The 20601-nt window shown below is 43.4% G+C and carries 13 protein-coding genes and 1 riboswitch; of the genes, 8 read left to right on the top strand and 5 right to left on the bottom strand.

What is annotated here, in order from left to right; genetic code table 11:
• Nucleotides 1-267: 267 nt before the first annotated feature.
• The 4 genes from ACIPUA_RS21390 to rppH form a co-directional block, all read right to left on the bottom strand.
• On the bottom strand, nucleotides 268-1119 hold the full coding sequence (locus ACIPUA_RS21390) for a thymidylate synthase (RefSeq protein ID WP_042845989.1): 852 nt from the start codon (nucleotides 1117-1119) through the stop codon (nucleotides 268-270).
• Between the two features lie 109 nt (nucleotides 1120-1228).
• Nucleotides 1229-2125, bottom strand: coding sequence for a prolipoprotein diacylglyceryl transferase (gene lgt / locus ACIPUA_RS21395; protein WP_042845990.1), 897 nt, complete (start codon nucleotides 2123-2125; stop codon nucleotides 1229-1231).
• 235 nt (nucleotides 2126-2360) lie between these two features.
• Nucleotides 2361-4607, bottom strand: a complete 2247-nt coding sequence (gene ptsP, locus ACIPUA_RS21400; RefSeq protein WP_181468729.1) for a phosphoenolpyruvate--protein phosphotransferase — start codon at nucleotides 4605-4607, stop codon at nucleotides 2361-2363.
• Nucleotides 4608-4610: 3 nt separating this feature from the next.
• A complete protein-coding gene (gene rppH / locus ACIPUA_RS21405; protein ID WP_042845994.1) occupies nucleotides 4611-5144 on the bottom strand; it encodes an RNA pyrophosphohydrolase in 534 nt (177 codons plus the stop codon).
• Nucleotides 5145-5256: 112 nt separating this feature from the next.
• Nucleotides 5257-5354, top strand: a riboswitch (TPP riboswitch).
• Nucleotides 5355-5406: 52 nt separating this feature from the next.
• Here rppH and thiB point away from each other — a divergent pair.
• The 7 genes from thiB (at nucleotide 5407) to ACIPUA_RS21440 (ending at nucleotide 18400) form a co-directional block, all read left to right on the top strand.
• Nucleotides 5407-6411 (top strand): thiamine ABC transporter substrate binding subunit, encoded by a 1005-nt coding sequence (thiB, locus tag ACIPUA_RS21410; protein WP_048606295.1) that lies wholly within the window; start codon nucleotides 5407-5409, stop codon nucleotides 6409-6411.
• Nucleotides 6387-7991, top strand: coding sequence for a thiamine/thiamine pyrophosphate ABC transporter permease ThiP (gene thiP, locus ACIPUA_RS21415; RefSeq protein ID WP_449060119.1), 1605 nt, complete (start codon nucleotides 6387-6389; stop codon nucleotides 7989-7991). The genes thiB and thiP overlap by 25 nt, the downstream gene beginning before the upstream one ends.
• Nucleotides 7984-8694: a thiamine ABC transporter ATP-binding protein ThiQ gene (gene thiQ, locus ACIPUA_RS21420; protein WP_449060120.1), complete on the top strand. Its 711-nt coding sequence runs from the start codon at nucleotides 7984-7986 to the stop codon at nucleotides 8692-8694. Before thiP ends, thiQ begins: the two co-directional genes overlap by 8 nt.
• Nucleotides 8695-8756: 62 nt before the next feature.
• Entirely contained in the window at nucleotides 8757-11108 is a 2352-nt protein-coding gene (locus tag ACIPUA_RS21425) for a DNA polymerase II (RefSeq protein WP_449060121.1), read from the top strand.
• A gap of 389 nt (nucleotides 11109-11497) precedes the next feature.
• Nucleotides 11498-14404: an RNA polymerase-associated protein RapA gene (gene rapA, locus ACIPUA_RS21430; protein WP_042846001.1), complete on the top strand. Its 2907-nt coding sequence runs from the start codon at nucleotides 11498-11500 to the stop codon at nucleotides 14402-14404.
• Between the two features lie 135 nt (nucleotides 14405-14539).
• Nucleotides 14540-15193, top strand: coding sequence for a bifunctional tRNA pseudouridine(32) synthase/23S rRNA pseudouridine(746) synthase RluA (gene rluA / locus ACIPUA_RS21435; RefSeq protein ID WP_449060122.1), 654 nt, complete (start codon nucleotides 14540-14542; stop codon nucleotides 15191-15193).
• Between the two features lie 468 nt (nucleotides 15194-15661).
• A complete protein-coding gene (locus ACIPUA_RS21440) occupies nucleotides 15662-18400 on the top strand; it encodes a winged helix-turn-helix domain-containing protein (protein WP_449060123.1) in 2739 nt (912 codons plus the stop codon).
• Here the strand turns inward: ACIPUA_RS21440 and ACIPUA_RS21445 are convergent.
• The gene (locus tag ACIPUA_RS21445) at nucleotides 18377-19564 is read right to left on the bottom strand and encodes an MFS transporter (protein WP_449060124.1); all 1188 of its coding nucleotides are present in this window, start codon (nucleotides 19562-19564) and stop codon (nucleotides 18377-18379) included. The genes ACIPUA_RS21440 and ACIPUA_RS21445 overlap by 24 nt on opposite strands.
• Nucleotides 19565-19732: 168 nt before the next feature.
• Here ACIPUA_RS21445 and ACIPUA_RS21450 point away from each other — a divergent pair, with 168 nt between their 5' ends.
• The gene (locus ACIPUA_RS21450; protein WP_449060125.1) at nucleotides 19733-20539 is read left to right on the top strand and encodes an SDR family NAD(P)-dependent oxidoreductase; all 807 of its coding nucleotides are present in this window, start codon (nucleotides 19733-19735) and stop codon (nucleotides 20537-20539) included.
• Nucleotides 20540-20601 lie beyond the last annotated feature (62 nt).

Consider the following 20601-nt stretch of genomic DNA (forward strand, 5'->3'; position numbering starts at 1 on the left):
ACTATATAGCGAGTTAGGTTGATCCATCTTGCGTAGAGCTTCGCAACCTCATATGGAATTCACACAATGTTTAGCCATGTTTGCGAAGCTTTTCGCAAAAAAGTAGTCATGTAGAAATAAACACAAGAAAAAATTTTGATAGCCAGACAAGATTGGATTCAACGAAAGGATAGAAACAACCAAAGGAGGGAAATGTGGTATGCACGAATAAAAACACTAAGGTGACTTTTACTTTCAGGCCACCTTAGCTATCAAACAATTTATTTATTACACAGTGAAAGGGTATTTAATTGCTTCATGGCATTGGTACCCTTCCAAAGTAAAATCATTTGTGGTTACCCAAGTTTCAATATCATCCAATGACTTAATTTGAGGGTTAATAACCAATGAAGGAGACGCAAAAGGTTCACGTTTTAGCTGAACATCTCGCATTAAAGGCAACTGATTTTCGTAAATATGTGCGTTTACAATTTTATGGTAAGCCTTACCTGCTTTATGACCAGTAATACGAGCCATTAATGCAAGTAAAACAAAGCACTGAACTTGATTAAAATTAAGACCAAGCGGAACATCACAACTACGTTGATAGGATGTCAAATAAAGGGTGTCACCTAACAGTGAAAACGTATGAGTGTGCATACAAGGACGCAGGCAACCCATTTCAAATTCGCCGGGGTTATAAAAAGTGATGATTTCCGCGCGGTCATCAATGCCATTTTTTAAATTATTAACGACTTTTTTCAGTTGGTCTAAATACGTACCATCGGGACGTTGCCATGAGCGACCTTGAACACCATATACTCGCCCCATGTCATCTTCCCCTTTACGATGGGGGTTATTTAACCATGCTTGGTTTTCATTGGCATTAGCATTCCAAGTATTGCAACCAATTTCGCGGAATTGAGCTGCATTATCATAACCGCGTAGATACCCAAGGAGCTCAGCAATTGCAGCCTTATAAAAGCTTTTACGAGTCGTAATCAAAGGAAACTGGTTATTGCCAACATCGTATTCAAGGTCAGCATTGATAACCGTTAAGCAGCGAACACCTGTCCGCTCGTTTTCAACCCACTGTCCTTTATCAATAATACGTTGGCATAACTCAAGATACGGCTTCATAGTCACTCTCTTATTCAAAATAACTTAAGTGGCTAGCTAGCACCCTACCCTTTTCCTTTAATAAAAGAGTCGTTTTAAGGTGTACAGCTAGCCCTTACAATCGGGTTAATTAACTGTTTTTAGGCTCTTTTAATGGCTTGTGTGCTGGGATGTTTTTACCATATTTATAAGCCCATACAATCATCAAAATACCAACAATAATCATTGGGACTGATAGAATTTGCCCCATACTGATCCCACTAAATAACCCTAATTGGGCATCTGGTTGCCTAAAGAACTCAACTATGATCCTAAATGCACCATAACCAATTAAAAATAGCCCGGAAACACTCCCCATTGGGCGAGGTTTACGAACAAATAAATTAAGAATAAGGAATAGGACAATACCTTCTAAGAACATCTCATAGAGCTGAGACGGGTGCCTTGGTAGCACACCATACTGTTCAAGAATAGGTAATAATGACGGGTCTTGGGCTGCAAGTTGAATATCTTCACTGCGCGAATGAGGGAATAAAAATGCCCATGGCGTATCCAGTGTCACTCGTCCCCATAGCTCCCCATTAATAAAGTTACCTATACGGCCCATACCTAAACCAAATGGGATCAATGGAGCAACAAAGTCTGAAACTTGTAAAAAACGGCGGCGTGTACGGTGGGCAAACCACATCATGGCGCATATTACACCAATTAAACCGCCATGGAATGACATCCCGCCATCCCAAACTTTAAACAGATAAAGGGGATCATCAAGAAAAACAGGAAGATTATAAAAGAAAACGTAACCAAGTCGGCCACCGACGAATACACCTACGAACCCAACATAGAGTAAATTTTCAACCTCATTTTTTGTCCATCCACTATTAGGCTTTGCGGCACGTCGCCCAGCCAACCATAGTGCAAAAACAAAACCCACAAGGTACATAAAACCATACCAGTGCAGCGATACTGGCCCAATTGAGAACATAACAGGATCAATTTCCGGAAATGCTAAGTAGCTGTTACTCATCGTTCCCCACTTTTAATAATTAAGCCAATCAGTCATCGGCTATAAAATATTCAATAGACTTCAATTTATTCGAAGCACACGAAAGCATACAATAAAAAGTATAGTAATTTATACTCAAAATTATTTGCTCCCACCTAATTTAAACACTTAATTAAAATAGCGCTCCCTTGGCTTCATAAGCGCCAATAGCAGAGAGGCACTCATCATTGACGTTAGTCCAGACATGATGACTGAATTAAATTCCACCACGTACAAAGCCACCTAAACGATGTTTCTCCATAAACTCACTTGCCTCCTGTCTGATGCTATCACAGGTTTCTGCGGCCAATAGTTTTGGCACTAGCTCAGACATCAAGGCTGGGTCTAGCTGACGGATTAAGTATTTCATACGAGGAACGCTACGCCCGCTCATACTTAAAGAACGATACCCCAGCGCAATCAATATCATGGCACTAAGTGGCTGCCCCGCCATTTCACCGCAAACACATACAGGCAGCTGAATACGTTGACATTCTTCACTCACTTTCGCTAAAAAACGCACAACCGCGGGATGAAGATTATCATATAGTGCCGCCACATGTGTGTTGTTGCGGTCAACAGCAAGTAAATATTGTGTAAAGTCATTGGTACCAATCGAAATAAAATCAACCCGCTTTTTTATTTCTGGTAGTAAAAATAATAGGGAGGGAACTTCCAGCATTACCCCTATTTGCGGCATATTGATAGGTGTTCCTAGCAACAGGCTCACTTCTTCTTTTGCTCTTTTGATCAAGACAATAGCTTCATCAATTTCATTTATACTGGTTACCATCGGCAATAAAATACGCAAATTGCCTGAAAGCGCGTTAGCTCGCAGCATCGCCCTTAATTGGATCAAAAATATTTCTGGCTGGTCTAGCATGATCCGGATCCCTCGCCAACCTAAGCTCGGGTTCTCTTCACTAATTGGCATATAAGGTAACTGTTTATCTGCACCAATATCCAAAGTTCTTAGTACCACAGGCTTTGAGGGAAACAGTTGTAGTACTTCCTTATACAGCTGTTTTTGTTCATCTTCTGAAGGAAACCCATTATGTAGCATAAAAGGAAGTTCAGTACGATATAAGCCAATACCATCAACACCAGTATTAATTTGTTGCTCATAACGGGGGCTTAAACCTGCATTGAGATAAATACAGACCTGTTCACCATCTTTCAGTGTTGCATCTTGCTCAAGGGTGCCTTCCGCCAATCGGCTAATAACATTTTCTTCCTCAATGATTTGCTGATATTCCTGAATAATCAGGTTTTCCGGCTCAATGAAGACTTCACCACGATAACCATCTAAAATTAAATGGCGATTGTGCAATAACGAAGGCTCAATATCTGCCCCCATAATCGCAGGTATCCCCATTGCGCGGATCAAAATAGCAGAGTGTGAGTGTGTTGCCCCATCACGCACTATTACACCCATTAGTTGCTCAATCGGTAATTCAGCAAGTACGCTAGCACTGAGTTCATCCGCAACTAAAATAAAACGTTCTGGCCACTGTTCGTTCAGTGTTAATGAGTCATCAAGATGGAATAATAAACGCTGGCCTAACGCTTTCAGGTCTGCGCCTCGCTCTCTTAAGTACAGATCACGTAAGCGAGAAAATTGCTCGACATAATTTTCAATGACTGTTTTTACGGCCCATTCTGCGGTTGCTTTATCTTCAATAGCTGCAAAGAGATGTTTTTTAAGTTGAGGATCACTTAACAAGTGATTATAAAGATCAAATATTGCAGCGCTTTCTTTTGCAGAGCTAGCCATAAAACGTTTACTAATACGACGGCATTCCGCAGTTGCACTTTCTAAGGCAGTAATAAGGCGCTGTTTTTCCCCTTCAATATCAATAGCACTAGCTTGACTGATACTTTCAAAAGATGGCTGAGAGTTATCTTGCCAACCATAAGCCATTGAAATCCCCTGTGAGACGGGTATGGCTTTAATTCTATTTTGTCGATATTGCCCAAAAACACCTTTTGTTTGAGCTTGCGATAGGATCACCGCGAGTTGCATCGACAACGTCACCATGAAAGATTCTTCAGTTTCGTTAAATAGCCTTTTCTCTCTCTGTTGCACGACAAGAACGCCTAATAGCTGACGCCGATAGACCACAGGTACACCTAAAAAAGCTTTGAGCTGTTCTTCTTTGAGTTGAGGAAGGAATTTATATTGGGGGTGCTCGCGGATATCAGCCAAATTGAGCATTTCAGATTGACGCCCGACAGCGCCAACCACGCCTTCATCAAAACCAAGGCGTATAGCAATCCCGCTAGGTTTTTTTAACCCGCGGGTTGCCATTAAGTAATAACATTGGCGAGGGTGATCAGCTAAGTAAATTGAACAAACATCCGTCCGCATCGCTTTGCAAGTTTCATTCACCAATATTTCTAGTGCATCTGCCAAACTAGTTGCCATAGCAACTTTTTCGACAATGTCACGTAAACGCATCAACATCGGCTACTTTGCCCCACGCCTACGATTATTAAAAACAGGCCGTTGCGGTAATTTTTGTTCCTGTAGAGGCATAACAACTGGCGCAAACTCTTTCATCACACGGCGATAAACTTCCCGCTTGAAAGAAACTACCTGCCTGACAGGATACCAATAACTGACCCATCGCCAGCCATCAAATTCTGGCGATTTACTGCGCTGCACGTTTATATCTGCATCATTGCATTGAAGTTGAAGTAAAAACCAACGCTGTTTCTGCCCGATACAAACAGGTTTTGTATCCCAACGCACCAAACGCTTGGGTAATTTGTAACGTAACCAATTACGGGTAGATGCCAATAACCTGACATCTTTACGCTGTAGCCCGACTTCTTCGTATAACTCACGATACATCGCCTGTTCTGGCGATTCCCCTGGATTGATGCCTCCTTGAGGAAACTGCCAGGAATGCTGACCATAGCGGCGGGCCCATAGAACTTGCCCTTGCCGATTACAAATTACAATTCCTACATTCGGGCGGTAGCCATCATCATCAATCACAGACTACCTCAATAACCAAATTTGAAAGATGCCTAATTGTTTCACACATACCCAAACTGGTAAACCTATATCAATACAGTTTGCAGATATGTCTGAAGTCTCTACAATAGTGAACGTCTCAACGGGGTGCCAAATATGTTTAGGCTGAGAAATAACCCGTAGAACCTGATCCGGTTAATACCGGCGTAGGGATTTGAGCTACCGATATGCATCGGTTTCCCCTCAAATCCTGTGTCACTATTTTTTTAGCGCAGGAAAAAGCATGTTAAAAAACAAAATTATAGCATCAGTTTTTACGCTTAGTGCACTTAGTTTTAGCCAACTCGCTTGGGCCGAAAAACCCACACTCACTGTCTATACCTATGATTCCTTTGCTGCGCAGTGGGGGCCGGGCCCACAGATTAAGAAGAATTTTGAAGCACAGTGTGACTGTGATTTAAAAATAGTCGCATTGGGTGATGGTGTTGCTTTACTCAATCGCCTAAGAATGGAAGGCAAAAAAAGTAAAGCTGACGTCATTTTAGGCTTAGATAACAACTTGTTAGATTCTGCGGAAAAAACAGGTTTATTCGCACCCGCTGACATCAATACCAACGCCTTAAAACTGCCTATTGAATGGGATAGCTCAACCTTTATTCCTTATGATTATGGCTATTTCGCATTCATATACGACACAAATAAAATAAAACAACCACCAACCAGTATGGATGATCTGCTAACTAGCGATAATAATTGGAAAATTATTTACCAAGACCCACGAACCAGTACGCCAGGGCTTGGGTTAATGCTATGGATAGAAAAATTATATGGTGATAAATCTGCCGATGCATGGCAAAAAATGGCGGCTAAAACGTTAACGGTCACTAAAGGCTGGAGTGAAGCTTACGGTTTGTTTTTAAAAGGGGAAGGTGACTTTGTCCTAAGTTATACTTCATCTCCCGGTTATCAAATGCTAAATGATAAAAAAGACAATTATGCAGCGGCATTATTTAGCGAAGGCCACTATATGCAAGTTGAGGTGGCAGCAAGGCTTAAAAACAGCCCTCAACCTGAACTAGCTAAGCAATTCTTACAGTTTATTTTAACACCTGAATTCCAAGATACATTACCAACCACAAACTGGATGTATCCGGTTATTGATACCCCATTACCTGAAGTGTATAACCAATTACCACTCCCTAATAAGGCGCTGCAATTTAGTTCGCAAGAAGTTGCCAAACAACGTCAGACATGGACTCGTTTATGGCAAGCCGCCGTCAGTCGTTAATGAATCGGTCCTTACTGCCGGGGGCACTCGCCTCCGGCTTATTAATCACTGTTGCACTTCTTAGTCTTGGTGCACTTTGGTTTTTCGCGCCTGAAGTATCGATTAATGAAATTATTAGCGATAGCTATTTATGGCATGTGATTGGCTTCACCTTCTGGCAGGCTTTTTTATCTGCCGTTCTTTCGGTAACCCCTGCTATTTTTTTGGCTAGAGCCCTTTATCGCCGCCGCTTTGTAGGAAGAACTTTATTCCTACGTTTGTGTGCAATGACTTTAGTATTACCAGTTTTAGTTGCAGTATTTGGTATTTTATCGGTCTATGGGCAAACTGGTTGGTTAGGAAAATTAGCCCAATTATTCGGTATCAACTACCAATTCTCCCCTTATGGCTTAAAAGGCATTCTGTTGGCTCACATATTCTTTAATATGCCCCTAGCTACTCGTATGCTATTACAATCATTAGAAAATATAGCTATTGAGCAGCGGCAAATTGCTGCACAACTTAGGTTTAATGAATGGCAGCAATTTACGATTTTAGAATGGCCTTATTTGCGTCGGCAAATTCTGCCTACTGCAGCCTTAATTTTTATGTTGTGCTTTGCCAGTTTTGCTACAGTTCTTGCCCTCGGCGGTGGCCCCGCTGCCACAACCATTGAACTCGCGATTTACCAAGCACTCAACTACGATTTTGACTTAGGAAGAGCCGCTATTTTAGCGCTTATCCAGCTTTTTTTCTGTGTCGGCCTGATGTTTATTTGCCAAAAAATTAATGGTTTATTTTCAGTTGGTTTTAGTCAACAAGCTCAATGGGTTGACCCAACAGATAATTGGTTTCGCCGTATTCGTGATGCATTGTTTATCATTGTGGCCATGCTATTGCTACTCCCCCCGCTTTTAGCCGTTATTTTAGATGGCTTAAATGGGCAACTTTGGTCTGTTTTACAACAATCAGCGCTTTGGCAAGCCACCAGCACTTCCTTATTCATCGCTCTATGTGCCGGCTTTGTTTGCGTTATATTGACCTTAATGCTGTTATGGAGCAGCCGTGAATTGCGTTTACGTCAAGCCTTACGCCTTGGTCAAGCTATCGAACTGAGTGGGCTAATTATTCTGGCTATGCCAGGGATCGTATTAGCAACAGGCTTCTTCATTTTTTTCAATGAAACGATTGGGTTACCAGAAACACCCTACCCTTTAGTTATTATGACAAATGCCTTACTCGCTATTCCTTACGCATTAAAGGTTCTCGAAAACCCTATGCGGGATATGGCAGAACGTTATAATCCTTTATGCCAGTCATTGGGTATTTCAGGCATCAACCGCTTTAAAATCATTGAATTAAAAGCATTACGTAAACCTATTGCACAAGCTCTCGCATTCGCTTGTGTTATTTCCATCGGTGATTTCGGTGTTGTCGCCTTATTTGGTAATGAAAACTTCCTTACCCTGCCTTATTACCTGTATCAACAAATTGGTGCTTATCGAACAAATGATGGTGCAGTCACTGCGATGTTACTATTATTGCTCTGTTTTTGCTTATTTAGCTTGCTAGAACGCATTTCAGGAAAACATTATGATTAAACTGACCCAACTGAACTACCAATACGATAACCTAACTATGTTATTTGATTTTTCAGTAAAATCAGGGGAATGCGTCGCTATTATGGGGCCCAGTGGTGCAGGGAAAAGTACGTTATTAAGTTTAATCAGTGGGTTTCAATTTGCTAAAACTGGGGCTATTGAATTAAATGGCGAAAACCATACCTTTACCCCCCCTGCAAAACGCCCTGTTTCCATGTTATTTCAAGAAAATAATTTATTTGCACATTTAACCGTTAGGCAAAATATTGGTTTGGGGCTACACCCTAGCTTGCGGCTTACTCAAGCACAAATGCAACAAGTAGAGCTGATGGCTGATCATGTTAGCCTGCGCGATTGTTTAGATAGATTACCAGCACAGCTTTCCGGAGGGCAGCGTCAGCGTGCTGCCCTTGCCCGTTGCCTTATCCGCGATCAACCAATCTTACTGCTTGATGAGCCCTTTTCTGCTTTAGACCCTGCCCTACGCAGTGAAATGCTCTTGTTGCTTAAATCAGTTTGTGAAGAAAAATCAATCACCTTATTAATGGTTTCACATAATATTGATGATGCGCTACAAATAGCACCACGCTCATTGGTCATTGCTGATGGTGTGATTGCCTACGATGGTACGACTCAACAGTTATTGCAGGGTAAAAGTCCTGCCTCAACCTTACTTAACATCTCGACACGAACTCACAATTAATACTGTATAAATTCACACTATTCGCGTATATTTATAGGATATTTTGTCACGCGAGTAGCTAAATGTCTCAACTTATGACCTCCGCAGAAAAAGGCTTTATTCTTAGCCGCCACTGGCGAGACACCCGTCAAGGTGTCGAGGTCACTTATTGGTTGCTTACCGACACACGCCCTCAAAAAATTACTATTCCTTATCAAAAAGCGATTGGTTTTTTACCCGAATCTAAACTTTCTATTGTAAAGCCTTTGCTAGATAGCCAACCTAATGTCACCTATCGGCGGGTTGAATTGGCCGATTTTCAACGGGAAAAAGTGTATGCCATTTATTGTCATCAATACCGCCAATTACAAAATCTCAGCAAAAATTGCAGTGAATTAGGCGTCGAATTATTAGAAACAGACATTCGCCCTTGTGAACGCTACTTAATGGAGCGCTTTATTACTGCGCCAGTCTGGTTTTCTCAGACTCAACAAGGTGAGTATCAACTTAAACCCTGTGAAGGTTATCGTCCCGCTATCAAAGCAGTATCTCTTGATATAGAAACGAGCCAATATGGTGAGCTATATTCAATCGGCTTATCAGGGTGCAATGACAACGTCGTGTTTATGTTAGGCCCAGTTCAAGGGCCAGCGCGAGGGGGGGATCACCGCCTAGTCTATGTGAATAGCCGGCCTCAATTAATTGAGAAACTTAATGAATGGCTGAAACAATACGACCCTGATGCCATTATCGGCTGGAACTTAATCCAATTCGACCTACAAGTTTTACAAAAACATGCTGAGCGTTATGGCATTCCACTATTACTTGGCCGGCAAGGTAAAAAACTCGAATGGCGGGAACATGGTTTTAAACAAGGGGTATTTTTCGCTTCCGCTGAAGGCCGGTTAATTATTGATGGCATTGATGCCTTAAAAGCAGCCACTTGGAGCTTTTCGTCATTTAGCTTAGAATTTGTTGCCCAAGAATTGCTTGGTGAAGGTAAAGCGATTGATACTCCATACGACAGAATGGATGAAATTAACCGCCGCTTCGCCCATGATAAACCCGCTTTGGCTCACTACAATATTCAAGACTGCATTTTAGTGCATCGCATCTTTGCAAAAACAGATTTAATGGCATTCTTGCAAGAACGCTCAACTGTAACAGGCCTTGCCGTGGATAAAATGGGCGGTTCAGTGGCTGCATTCTCTCACCTGTATATTCCACGTTTACACCGCCTTGGTTTTGTTGCTCCAAATTTGATGGAACAAAAATCCCAGCTAAACCCCGGGGGCTTTGTCATGGATTCTCAACCTGGGTTATATGACTCCGTATTAGTTTTGGATTTTAAAAGCCTATACCCTTCAATTATTAGGACTTTTTTAATTGACCCCGCAGGGATGATCGAAGGGTTAGCACACCCAGACCCACAACATTCGGTTCCGGGTTTCCGCCAAGCATGGTTTTCCCGTAAAACACATTGTTTGCCTGATATTGTTAGCCATATTTGGCAAGAACGCGATAAAGCCAAACAAGAACATAACGCTCCGTTATCTCAAGCGCTTAAAATTATTATGAATGCCTTTGCTGGGGTATTGGGCGCAGAAGGTTGCCGTTTCTTCGACCCAAGGCTAACAGCGTCGATTACCATGCGTGGGCATGAAATTATGCGTACCACAAAACGCCTGATTGAGTCCCAAGGTTATCAAGTTATTTATGGTGATACCGACTCCACATTTGTCTGGCTACGTGAGGCTCACAATGAAGAACAAGCGCAAAAAATAGGGTTTGCCTTACGTGATTACGTGAATAACTGGTGGAAAAACCATTTAAGGGATGAGTTGCAATTAAATGGTGTTTTAGAACTGGAATATGAAACCCACTATCGCCGATTCTTAATGCCAACTGTACGTGGTGCGGAAATGGGCAGTAAAAAACGCTATGCGGGGTTGAGTAAAGACACTATGGTATTTAGGGGGCTAGAAACTATCCGCTCTGACTGGACGCCACTAGCCCAGATATTCCAAAAAGAGCTGTACACCCTCATTTTCCATCGTCAGCCATACCATGAGTTTATTCGCGAATATATAAAAAACATTCGAACAGGGAAGTATGACGACCGGTTAATTTACCGTAAACGCCTACGGCGCAAACTAACCGATTACCAAAAAAATGTGCCCCCCCATGTTCGAGCAGCCCGCGCTGCGGATGACTATAATTTAAAATTGCAACGCCCTTTACAGTACCAAAATGGTGGCTGGATCAGCTATATCATTACCCAAGCAGGGCCAGAACCCCTCGAAAAAATCACTGCAAAGCCAGATTACGAACACTATATTTTGAAACAAATTAAGCCAATAGCTGATGCCATTCTCCCCTTCTTACAAGATGACTTTGATGCCTTACTCACTGGGCAAATTACACTTTTGTTTTAAAATTTAATATCGCTTTGGTGTTTTTTTAACAGGTGACGATAAGCTCTGGTTGAATTAATATATCGCCCCTTTGATGTATCGCACATCTGACTGCACAAATAATGCGCGATAATCAACGATACTCGTTATAATTCAAATGGTATGCCTTGTGATAAACCCACAACAGCCTTTCCACTTAACGATATGGGTCTATTCACTCACATTGCTGCAATTTGAATTATTAAATGTGTATAATTAATCATCAGGTACTGACTTTTTTTAAAAATAACTCGAACTCTTCCTTGTGTGACTCATAACGGGTTATACCAATAATGAGCGAAGATACCGATAAAAATTGTCTTAAAAAATCTAAAAATAAACTCTCAATTTTATGGAATTAAATTAAATCTATGCCATTTACTCTTGGTCAACGCTGGATCAGCGATACAGAAAGCGAACTTGGATTAGGTGCCGTTGTGGCGATTGATGCCCGTATGGTCACGTTACTTTTCCCTGCAAGTGGAGAAAACCGCCTCTACTCACGCAGCGATGCCCCTATTACCCGAGTAATGTTTAATGAAGGTGATACCATAACTAGCCATGAAGGCTGGCAGCTTCAAGTTGAAAGCATTGAAGAAGACAAGGGATTATTAACTTACATCGGCACTCGCTTAGATACACAAGAAAAAGATGTAAGTCTTAGGGAAGTGTTTCTTGACAGTAAGCTCACGTTTAATAAACCGCAAGACCGCTTATTCGCTGGCCAAATTGACCGTATGGATCGCTTTGCCTTGCGTTATCGTGCGCGTAAATTCCAAAGTGAGCAAGTTAAGCACCAAGCGACAGGGTTACGTGGCATTCGAGCCAGTTTGATCCCACACCAATTACATATCGCAAATGAAGTGGGTAAACGCCACCACCCTCGTGTGTTATTAGCCGATGAAGTTGGCTTAGGAAAAACCATCGAAGCAGGGATGATTATCCACCAGCAATTAATCGCTGGGCGTGCTGAGCGTGTATTAATTATTGTACCAGATAGCTTACAGCACCAATGGTTAGTCGAAATGCTACGCCGCTTTAACCTACGTTTTTCTTTATTTGATGATAGCCGTTATAGCGAAGCACAACACGATAGTGATAACCCATTTGAAACTGAACAACTGGTGCTTTGTTCACTCGATTTCGTGCGTCGCAGTAAGCAACGCTTTGACCAACTCGTTGAAGCTGGCTGGGATATGATGGTTGTTGATGAAGCACACCACTTACAGTGGAGTGAATCAGCCCCTAGTCGTGAATATCAGGTTATTGAAACATTAGCTGAAAATGTTCCTTCTATTCTGCTACTTACCGCCACACCTGAACAACTAGGCCAAGAAAGCCACTTTGCGCGTTTACGTTTGCTGGACCCTAGCCGTTTCCATGACTATCAAGAATTTATTGCAGAACAAGAAAATTATCGCCCTGTTGCCGATGCCGTTTCATTACTGCTCTCTGGTGAAAAACTGACAAACGACCAGCAAAACTTGCTCAATGAATTAATTAAAGAGCAAGACATCGAACCGCTATTAAAAGCGGCAAATGTTGAGAGTGAAGATGGTACGGCTGCGCGCCAAGAGCTAATTAACATGTTAATGGACCGTCATGGGACTAGCCGGCTGCTATTTCGCAATACGCGTAACGGAGTAAAAGGCTTTCCTCGCCGCGAATTGCATTCTTTAAAAATGCCATTGCCAACCCAATACCAAACAGCGATTAAAGTTGCAGGTATTATGGGAGCAAAAAAAGACACCGAAACACGCGCCAAAGAAATGCTTTATCCAGAGCAAATCTACCAAGAATTTGAAGGTGAAAATGCAACTTGGTGGAACTTCGATCCACGCGTTGAATGGTTGATGGGCTTTTTAACCGCTAACCGCCATGAAAAAGTATTAGTAATCTGCGCGAAAGCTGCAACCGCACTTCAATTAGAACAAGTCTTACGCGAACGCGAAGGTATCCGTGCAGCCGTATTCCATGAAGGGTTATCACTATTAGAGCGCGACCGTGCAGCAGCTTACTTTGCTTCCGAAGAAGAAGGCGCACAAGTGTTACTCTGCTCTGAAATTGGTTCTGAAGGCCGCAATTTCCAATTTGCAAACCAATTAGTGATGTTTGATTTACCCTTCAACCCGGACCTCTTAGAACAGCGTATCGGCCGCTTAGATAGGATTGGCCAAAACCGTGATATCACCATCAACGTCCCGTATTTAGAAAATACGGCACAATCCGTTCTACTGCGCTGGTATCACGAGGGTTTAGATGCCTTTGAGCATACCTGCCCAACGGGTCGAGCAATTTACGATAAGTACTATCAGCCATTATTACAATTTATGGCCGACCCAACGGTAACCGACGGTTTCGATGAGTTTATCAAAACCTGTCGTGAAGAACATGACAGCTTAAAATTACAATTGGAACAAGGGCGCGACCGTTTACTGGAAATGCATTCCAACGGCGGGGAGTCTGGTAACCAATTGGCTCAAGAAATTGGTGAAGGTGATAATGACACTGAATTAGTCAATTTCTCACTAAACTTATTTGATATCGTTGGAATTAACCAAGAAGATAAGAGTGATAACTTAATTATTCTGACGCCTTCTGACCATATGTTAGTCCCTGATTTCCCTGGCCTTCCTCAAGATGGCTGTACCATTACTTTTGATAGGGAACAGGCACTTTCACGCGAAGATACGCAATTTATCAGTTGGGAGCACCCAATTATCCGTAACGGCTTGGATTTAGTGTTATCCAGCGATACAGGTAGCTGCGCGGTTTCTTTATTAAAAAATAAAGCTCTCCCCGTAGGTACTTTACTGACAGAGTTAATTTACGTTGTGGAAGCTCAAGCGCCTAAGCACCTGCAAATTAGCCGTTTCTTACCCGCTACGCCTGTGCGTTTATTAATTGACCTAAAAGGCAATAACTTATCGTCTCAAGTTGAGTTTGAAAGTTTTAACCGTCAATTAAATGCGATTAACCGCCATATGGCGAGCAAATTGGTCAATGCGGTGCAAAATGAAGTGCATTCTGTACTGCGTTTATCTGAACCTATGGTAGAAACAGAAGCCAAAGCCTTGATAGAGAGCGCTAAAGAAGCCGCCGACAAAGCACTAACGTTGGAGTTTTCTCGTTTAGAAGCCCTTAAAGCGGTTAACCCTAATATTCGTGATGAAGAACTGGATATTATCGAGGAAGAGCGCCAACAACTGATCACTAATATTGACCAAGCAACATGGCGTTTAGATGCTATTCGCTTAGTTGTGGTGACGCATCAGTAAGATGTATACACGGCAGCCCATTCATATCGATTATTATTAACGGTTTGAATTATAGCTAACCTAATTTAAAATCATGACTGACTTCTCCCTCATCTGAGGGAGAATTTTTTAAGAGCTTTGGGAGCTACATATTTTATGATGGAACCCTATCATCCCGCCATTGAACCTTGGCTATTTGTGTTATACCAAGATGACCACATTATTGTGGTGAATAAGCCAAGCGGGCTACTCTCTGTGCCGGGAAAAGCGCCAGAGCACCATGACAGCATTATGAGTCGTATTCAGCGTGATTTTCCTACGGCAGAATCTGTCCACCGTCTGGATATGGCGACGAGTGGCGTAATGGTTGTTGCCCTGCATAAAGCCGCAGAACGGGAGCTTAAACGCCAATTTAGGGAACGGGAGCCGAAAAAAGTCTATATTGCTCGAGTATGGGGCCATTTAGAAAAAGAAGAAGGCTTAATTGATTTACCACTAATTTGTGATTGGCCAAACCGCCCTAAGCAAAAGGTGTGTTTTGAAACGGGGAAATCAGCTCAAACGCAATACCAAGTTTTGCAATATGAAGAGCAAGCAACTCGCGTTAAGCTTTCACCAATTACAGGCCGCTCCCATCAATTACGGGTACATATGTTGGCTTTAGGGCACCCTATCCTTGGTGATCGCTTCTATGCTCACGAAGAGGCAAAATCCCTAGCACCACGCTTACAGTTACATGCTCTGGAGTTATATATCACTCATCCTGAATATGGCACACCAATGCATTTTACCTGCCAACCCGATTTTTAATATTATTTAATCGGTTGATTACCCCCTATCCTTGACTTGTTTGCCCCGCAGCCAATAATGCTGCGGCGTAAAACATCAAGGTTTTTTGTTACGCCCCTGATATGACATTATGCTAAAGCCCTCTGCGGATAACCGTTTACGTAACGTTCAATAAGCTACACTATTTCAACTTTGTTCGAAGATAACTTAGGTTCTGCGATAAGATTTCATTATTTTGCGATGCCTAATTTTGTAGGCCTTTTAAGCTTTTCAGTTCTCTATACAAGCCGTTTAGTGCCTAATGTGGGCATGGTTTCTCCACATGCTTCTATTCAATGATATGGTACTTTATATAACTCATCTGGATGTGATGAAAAATCCCCCATGTTATCATTGTTGAATTAACTACTGCGCAATACGACAGGTTGCCCCTGATTTTATACTACCACTGCTCTACAACAGAGGCTCCTGACAAAAGAGAGTGACGCCATGAAATCTACCGATGAAATCCGCTTCGCTGAGTGGCAAATCTGGCCTCAATTAAGGGTCCTACTGCACCGCGGTAAGCCGGTTAAAATTTCGGCCAGAGCCTTTGATGTACTGATTGTTCTGGTCAGTGCAGAAGGTCAAGTGGTCAGTAAAGACAGGTTGCTTACTCAGGTATGGGGGAATGAAATTGTTGAGGAAAATAATCTTCAGGCGCAAATTTCTGCGATCCGTCGCGTACTTGGTGACGATCGTAATCTTCTAACGACTGAATTTGGTTCCGGATACCGTTTTAAACGTTTGCCCAGCCCCGAAGTAATATTGCCAGAGCACTCCAGAAAATCACCCGTTGTATTCCCTTTTCTGACATCAATTTTAGGGCGAGACCAAGCAGTGCAGGAGATCTGCAACTTAATCCGTCAGCACCCTCTAGTAACCATCACCGGTCCAGGCGGCGTGGGTAAGACGCGTCTTGCTTGGGAAGTCGTTAACCTCGTCCGGACAAGGTACCCAGATGGCGTTTGTGTGGCTGAACTGGCACACATTTCCGATGCCTCCAGTCTTCTTTCTGTTTTCTCACAGGCCTTACATTTGCCACTGACCGCAGCTCATAATAGTTGTGATTTATCTCACCAACTTGCCCAACGCCAATGTTTGCTGATGATTGATAATGGTGAGCATGTTATTAAAGAATTAAAACCAGTAATTACTCGGCTACTGAATGCAGCGCCACATATTACCATGTTGCTTACCAGTCAGGAGGCAACAGAGATTGCGGGTGAGCAACAGTACCGCCTACCGCCACTCCAAGTTCCGCAAAAAGAAGAGTCCAACTTACAACGCCTACTAACATTTCCCAGTATCCGCCTGTTTATTGAACGAGCTCAGGCTCAGCAATTTGGTTTTCATCCGTCAGATGCTGACCTGCCGGTGATAGGTGAATTATGCCGTCACCTTGACGGTCTCCCCCTAGCAATTGAACTTGCAGCCTCTCGGTTACCCATTATGAGTGTCAGCGAGATTTATCATTGTCTGGAAGATCGTTTTCAGCTTCTGAATCACAGTCAAAGCGTTCGAGTATCCCGACATCAAAAAATCAAGACTACACTGGAGTGGACTTATCAATTACTCAATCCACGAGAACAGACATTATTCTGCTCTTTGGGGATCTTCACCGATATGTTCACAGTAAACGCTGTTATCGATTTCTTGCAGACTGCTAAAGAAAATAGTTGGCAGGTTGTCGATGACCTCCAACGGTTGCTCTCCCTGTCACTGATTCAGGTCAGCACTCAGGTACCTGTTACTCATTTTCGTTTACTGGAAACCCTCCGTCAGTTCGCCTGTGATAAACTCAGGCAGCAAGGAGAATACCCAAGGCTTGTGGCTCGGTTTGCTGACTATTGCCACCATCAAGCGGAGCAAGCTCAGCACGATTGGTATAGACTGCCAACAGAACAGTGGCGAACACGTTATGATCCTATCCTTAATGATTTACGCAGTGCTTTGCAGCGCACCTTAACTGAAGGAGCTGATCCTGCCAAAGGACTTAAAATATTACAGGCCATGACGCCATTCTGGATTGAATATTCACTTTATAATGAATGCCAGCGTCATATTTATCCGCTGCTTAGTGAAGTACGTTTGCAGGAGGTTTTAACATTACATCAAAGAATGAATCTCAGCGCAGAAGCGGGTAAAGCATCCACTTGGGCAAAAGGCCCCACACCTGAAACGCGCGTCACTTGGCAAACAGCGTTGTCACTAGCAGAACAACTCAACGATAACGAAATCCGCTTACAAGCTTATTACGGGCTATGGTTGTATTACTTACGAACTGGAAAATTGGACCTGTCGCTTCATCATGCGCAGTCAATGTGTACACTCGCTCGTGCAATTAATGATACTAACGCACTGGCTACAGGGTTGCGAATTTTGGGTGTATCTTGGCATTTTTTGGGTCAGCATGTCCTCGGTCGCGATTATCTGCAACAATCACTGGACAGATTTGCCATTGACGGTTCCAACCACGCTTTTCGTTTTGGACTCGATCAAGAGACCGCCGGTGAGGCATTTTTATCCCGTGTACTATGGGTGCAAGGTGAGTATAGAGCAGCTAAACAGGTTGCATGGCGAGCCGTGAAAAAAGCGGCGCGTTTACAACATGTTTGTTCGCTGTGCTGTGCTCTGGCTGAGGGTGCCTGCATGACAGCAGCGTTAAATCGCAACCCACGCTGGGTAAGAAAAGCCGCTATCTGGCTTATTGAACTGGCTGAAAAACATGATCTCTATTTTTGGAAAACCTACGGTGAGTTGTTTCTCCATTGGGCTGAGCAATTCAGGCATACCAATATCAAGCAAACGACATTATTTAGCTCATTGCGTGCCGTGGGATTAGACTGGCAGTACTCCCCTTTATTATCCGAAATAGATGCCAGACTTTCGCAACAAACTCCGCATGAAAACTGGTGTACTCCCGAATTAATACGTCTTGCCACAATACATCTTCCCCCCTACGCCCAGCGCCAGAAACTGGAGCTGGCACTGAATAAAGCATACCAGCAACAGGCATATGGCTGGGCTTTACGCATTGTTTGCTCACTAGCGACGCTACTGATTGAAACTGATGACAACGTGGCGGCAAAACAGTTAATCACGGAGGTGTTAAGCCATATCGATGATTCTCAACACTCAGCAGATATTAGAAATGCTGTCGTGCTATGTGCCCGTCTGAAAGGATGACGGTTTACGTCTGATAGCGATTAACATACCCAGCATCACAAGCCCGGCCCCAGCAGTAACGATCAAAGTCCAGTTATGCGTGGTCTCCCATAGCCAAGTGGCTGTCAGTGATCCGCATGCCCCACCAATAAACATGACACACATAAAGAGTGTATTAAGGCGGTTTCGTGCATCGGGGCTCAAAGAATAAATAGTGTGCTGATTTGCAATCAGGACACATTGTTCCCCCGCATCCAATAGCAAAACCCCCACTGCCATACCCGCTATGCTGTTCCAACCCCAGAAAACAACCCAAGCCAGCAGCATGAGTACTACGCCTAAAATGACCATTCGAAAAGGTCCTTGACGGTCACTGACACTTCCTGCCAGAGGCGCGCACAGAATTCCGATTAACCCCAGCGCTGCCAGAGACCCAGTAATACCCGCACCGTAATGGTAGCGGTGGGCTAGCCAGAAAGGAAGCACCGTCCATAGCATGCTGAAGGAAGCAAATAACAGGGCCTGTGTCAGCGTGGCATTCCGCAGTTGTGGCTCATTTTTCCACATCAGCCCTAAGGAGCGCAGTACAGCGAGATAGTTAAATTTTTGAGTGGGTAACTCCTGAGAAGGCAAAATACGAGCGATGAAAAATATCGCCAGCAATGTCATGATCGCACCCGATAAAAAGACCCCTCGCCAATCAAAATACTGACCGATAAAGCCGCCAATAGCCCGCCCCGCTAAAATCCCTGCTAGCACACCACTCATTACCATGCCCACCGTTTTCCCGCGTGAGGAGCTTCTCGATAGTGAAGCTGCAAGCGGCACTATCTGTTGGGCGACGGTTGCAGCAATGCCCGTTATAAAGGAGAAGAATACCAGTACTGATGCCGTTGGAGACAATATCATGCCAATCAGCGCCAAAAACAGCACTTGTGCCTGACGCAGTATAAGTCGTTGACGCTCGATATAATCGCCCAGCGGGATCAGCAAGAACAAGCCTACCGCGTAACCTAACTGGGTAGCCATGGGGATCAAAGAAACCGCTTTCCATTCTTTAGGAAAAGAACCGGCGATCAGATTTAGAACAGATTGATTAAAATAAATATTAGCGACTACGATACAGCAAATAATCGCCAACATTAGGGTCTTGCCCGAAGAAAGCTCGTGGCTATCAGCGCACATGTTCACACCTCATTCTAAACTCAGTGCTACCTACTCTATGCAATGCCAATTCTCGATTCTTTGACCACTTTTTTCAGACGTCTGAATTTTGTTCCCCAAGTCTCTGAAACAAAAAGTTGCTACTAATGTTGTTCACTTAATCACTAGGAATAATGTAAGGAGCTAAAAATGGATTTAAAACTGGCTGGAAAAGTGGCTCTAGTAACTGGGGCTCGAACTGGTATTGGTTTCAGCATTTGCGAAGAACTGGCAGCGAATGGTGTGCATCTGGTCATGGTTGCTAGACAAAAAGCAGAATTAATATTGGCAGCGCAAAAAATCACAGATAAATACGGTGTAACAGCTTTACCTATTGCTGGGGACGTGACCGATCCTGAATTGCCAGAATTGGTGGTAAAACAAGCCGAAAGTATTTTTCAGCACATTGATTTGCTCGTAAATAATGCAGGAAGAGCCCATGCGGGCACGCTGCTAACCACATCAGAAGAAGAATGGCAGTCGATGACGGAGACTAAGTTTTCCGCAATGCGACGTTTTTGTAAGGCAGTCATACCCAGAATGCAGGCCCGAAACTGGGGCCGCATTGTGAATATCTCATCTATCGGCGGGATATATCCAAACCCCCAACTGACTGTTTCACATGCCCTGAGCGCGGCAATCAATAACCTGACCCGTAGCTTGGCACTGAGTGTTGCGCCTGATGGAATTTTGGTCAACGCGGTGGGGGTGGGCGCTGTCACTACAGATAACTGGGCCCAGAATATGCTGCCGAATGTCCGTAATCGTCGCCCTGAGCTGGCTGACAAAACTGATAAAGAGGTCATGGCATTACTAGGTAAAGAAAAAACGCCTGTAGGCCGTTTTGGATTACCAGAAGATATTGCGGCAATAACCGCATTCTTACTTTCTGATCGAAATCAGTTTGTTACCGGTCAGACCATTGAAGCTTCAGGTGGAGCTGACCGATTTATGTAATATGCAGGATATCCCTTGCAAACACTGGCTGATTCATGAGTATTTTCAGGTCAGCCAGCGTG

The sequence above is a fragment of the Providencia sp. AGC89 genome (assembly GCF_053543535.1).

Bases quoted from the DNA above. Each gene is read 5' to 3' on its own strand.
- ACIPUA_RS21450 (WP_449060125.1), top strand. From the start codon at position 19,733: ATGGATTTAAAACTGGCTGGAAAAGTGGCTCTAGTAACTGGGGCTCGA.
- ACIPUA_RS21425 (WP_449060121.1), top strand. From the start codon at position 8,757: ATGTCTCAACTTATGACCTCCGCAGAAAAAGGCTTTATTCTTAGCCGC.
- ACIPUA_RS21440 (WP_449060123.1), top strand. From the start codon at position 15,662: ATGAAATCTACCGATGAAATCCGCTTCGCTGAGTGGCAAATCTGGCCT.
- ACIPUA_RS21390 (WP_042845989.1), bottom strand. From the start codon at position 1,119: ATGAAGCCGTATCTTGAGTTATGCCAACGTATTATTGATAAAGGACAG.
- lgt (WP_042845990.1), bottom strand. From the start codon at position 2,125: ATGAGTAACAGCTACTTAGCATTTCCGGAAATTGATCCTGTTATGTTC.
- thiQ (WP_449060120.1), top strand. From the start codon at position 7,984: ATGATTAAACTGACCCAACTGAACTACCAATACGATAACCTAACTATG.
- thiB (WP_048606295.1), top strand. From the start codon at position 5,407: ATGTTAAAAAACAAAATTATAGCATCAGTTTTTACGCTTAGTGCACTT.
- ACIPUA_RS21445 (WP_449060124.1), bottom strand. From the start codon at position 19,564: ATGTGCGCTGATAGCCACGAGCTTTCTTCGGGCAAGACCCTAATGTTG.
- rapA (WP_042846001.1), top strand. From the start codon at position 11,498: ATGCCATTTACTCTTGGTCAACGCTGGATCAGCGATACAGAAAGCGAA.
- ptsP (WP_181468729.1), bottom strand. From the start codon at position 4,607: ATGTTGATGCGTTTACGTGACATTGTCGAAAAAGTTGCTATGGCAACT.
- thiP (WP_449060119.1), top strand. From the start codon at position 6,387: ATGGCAAGCCGCCGTCAGTCGTTAATGAATCGGTCCTTACTGCCGGGG.
- rluA (WP_449060122.1), top strand. From the start codon at position 14,540: ATGATGGAACCCTATCATCCCGCCATTGAACCTTGGCTATTTGTGTTA.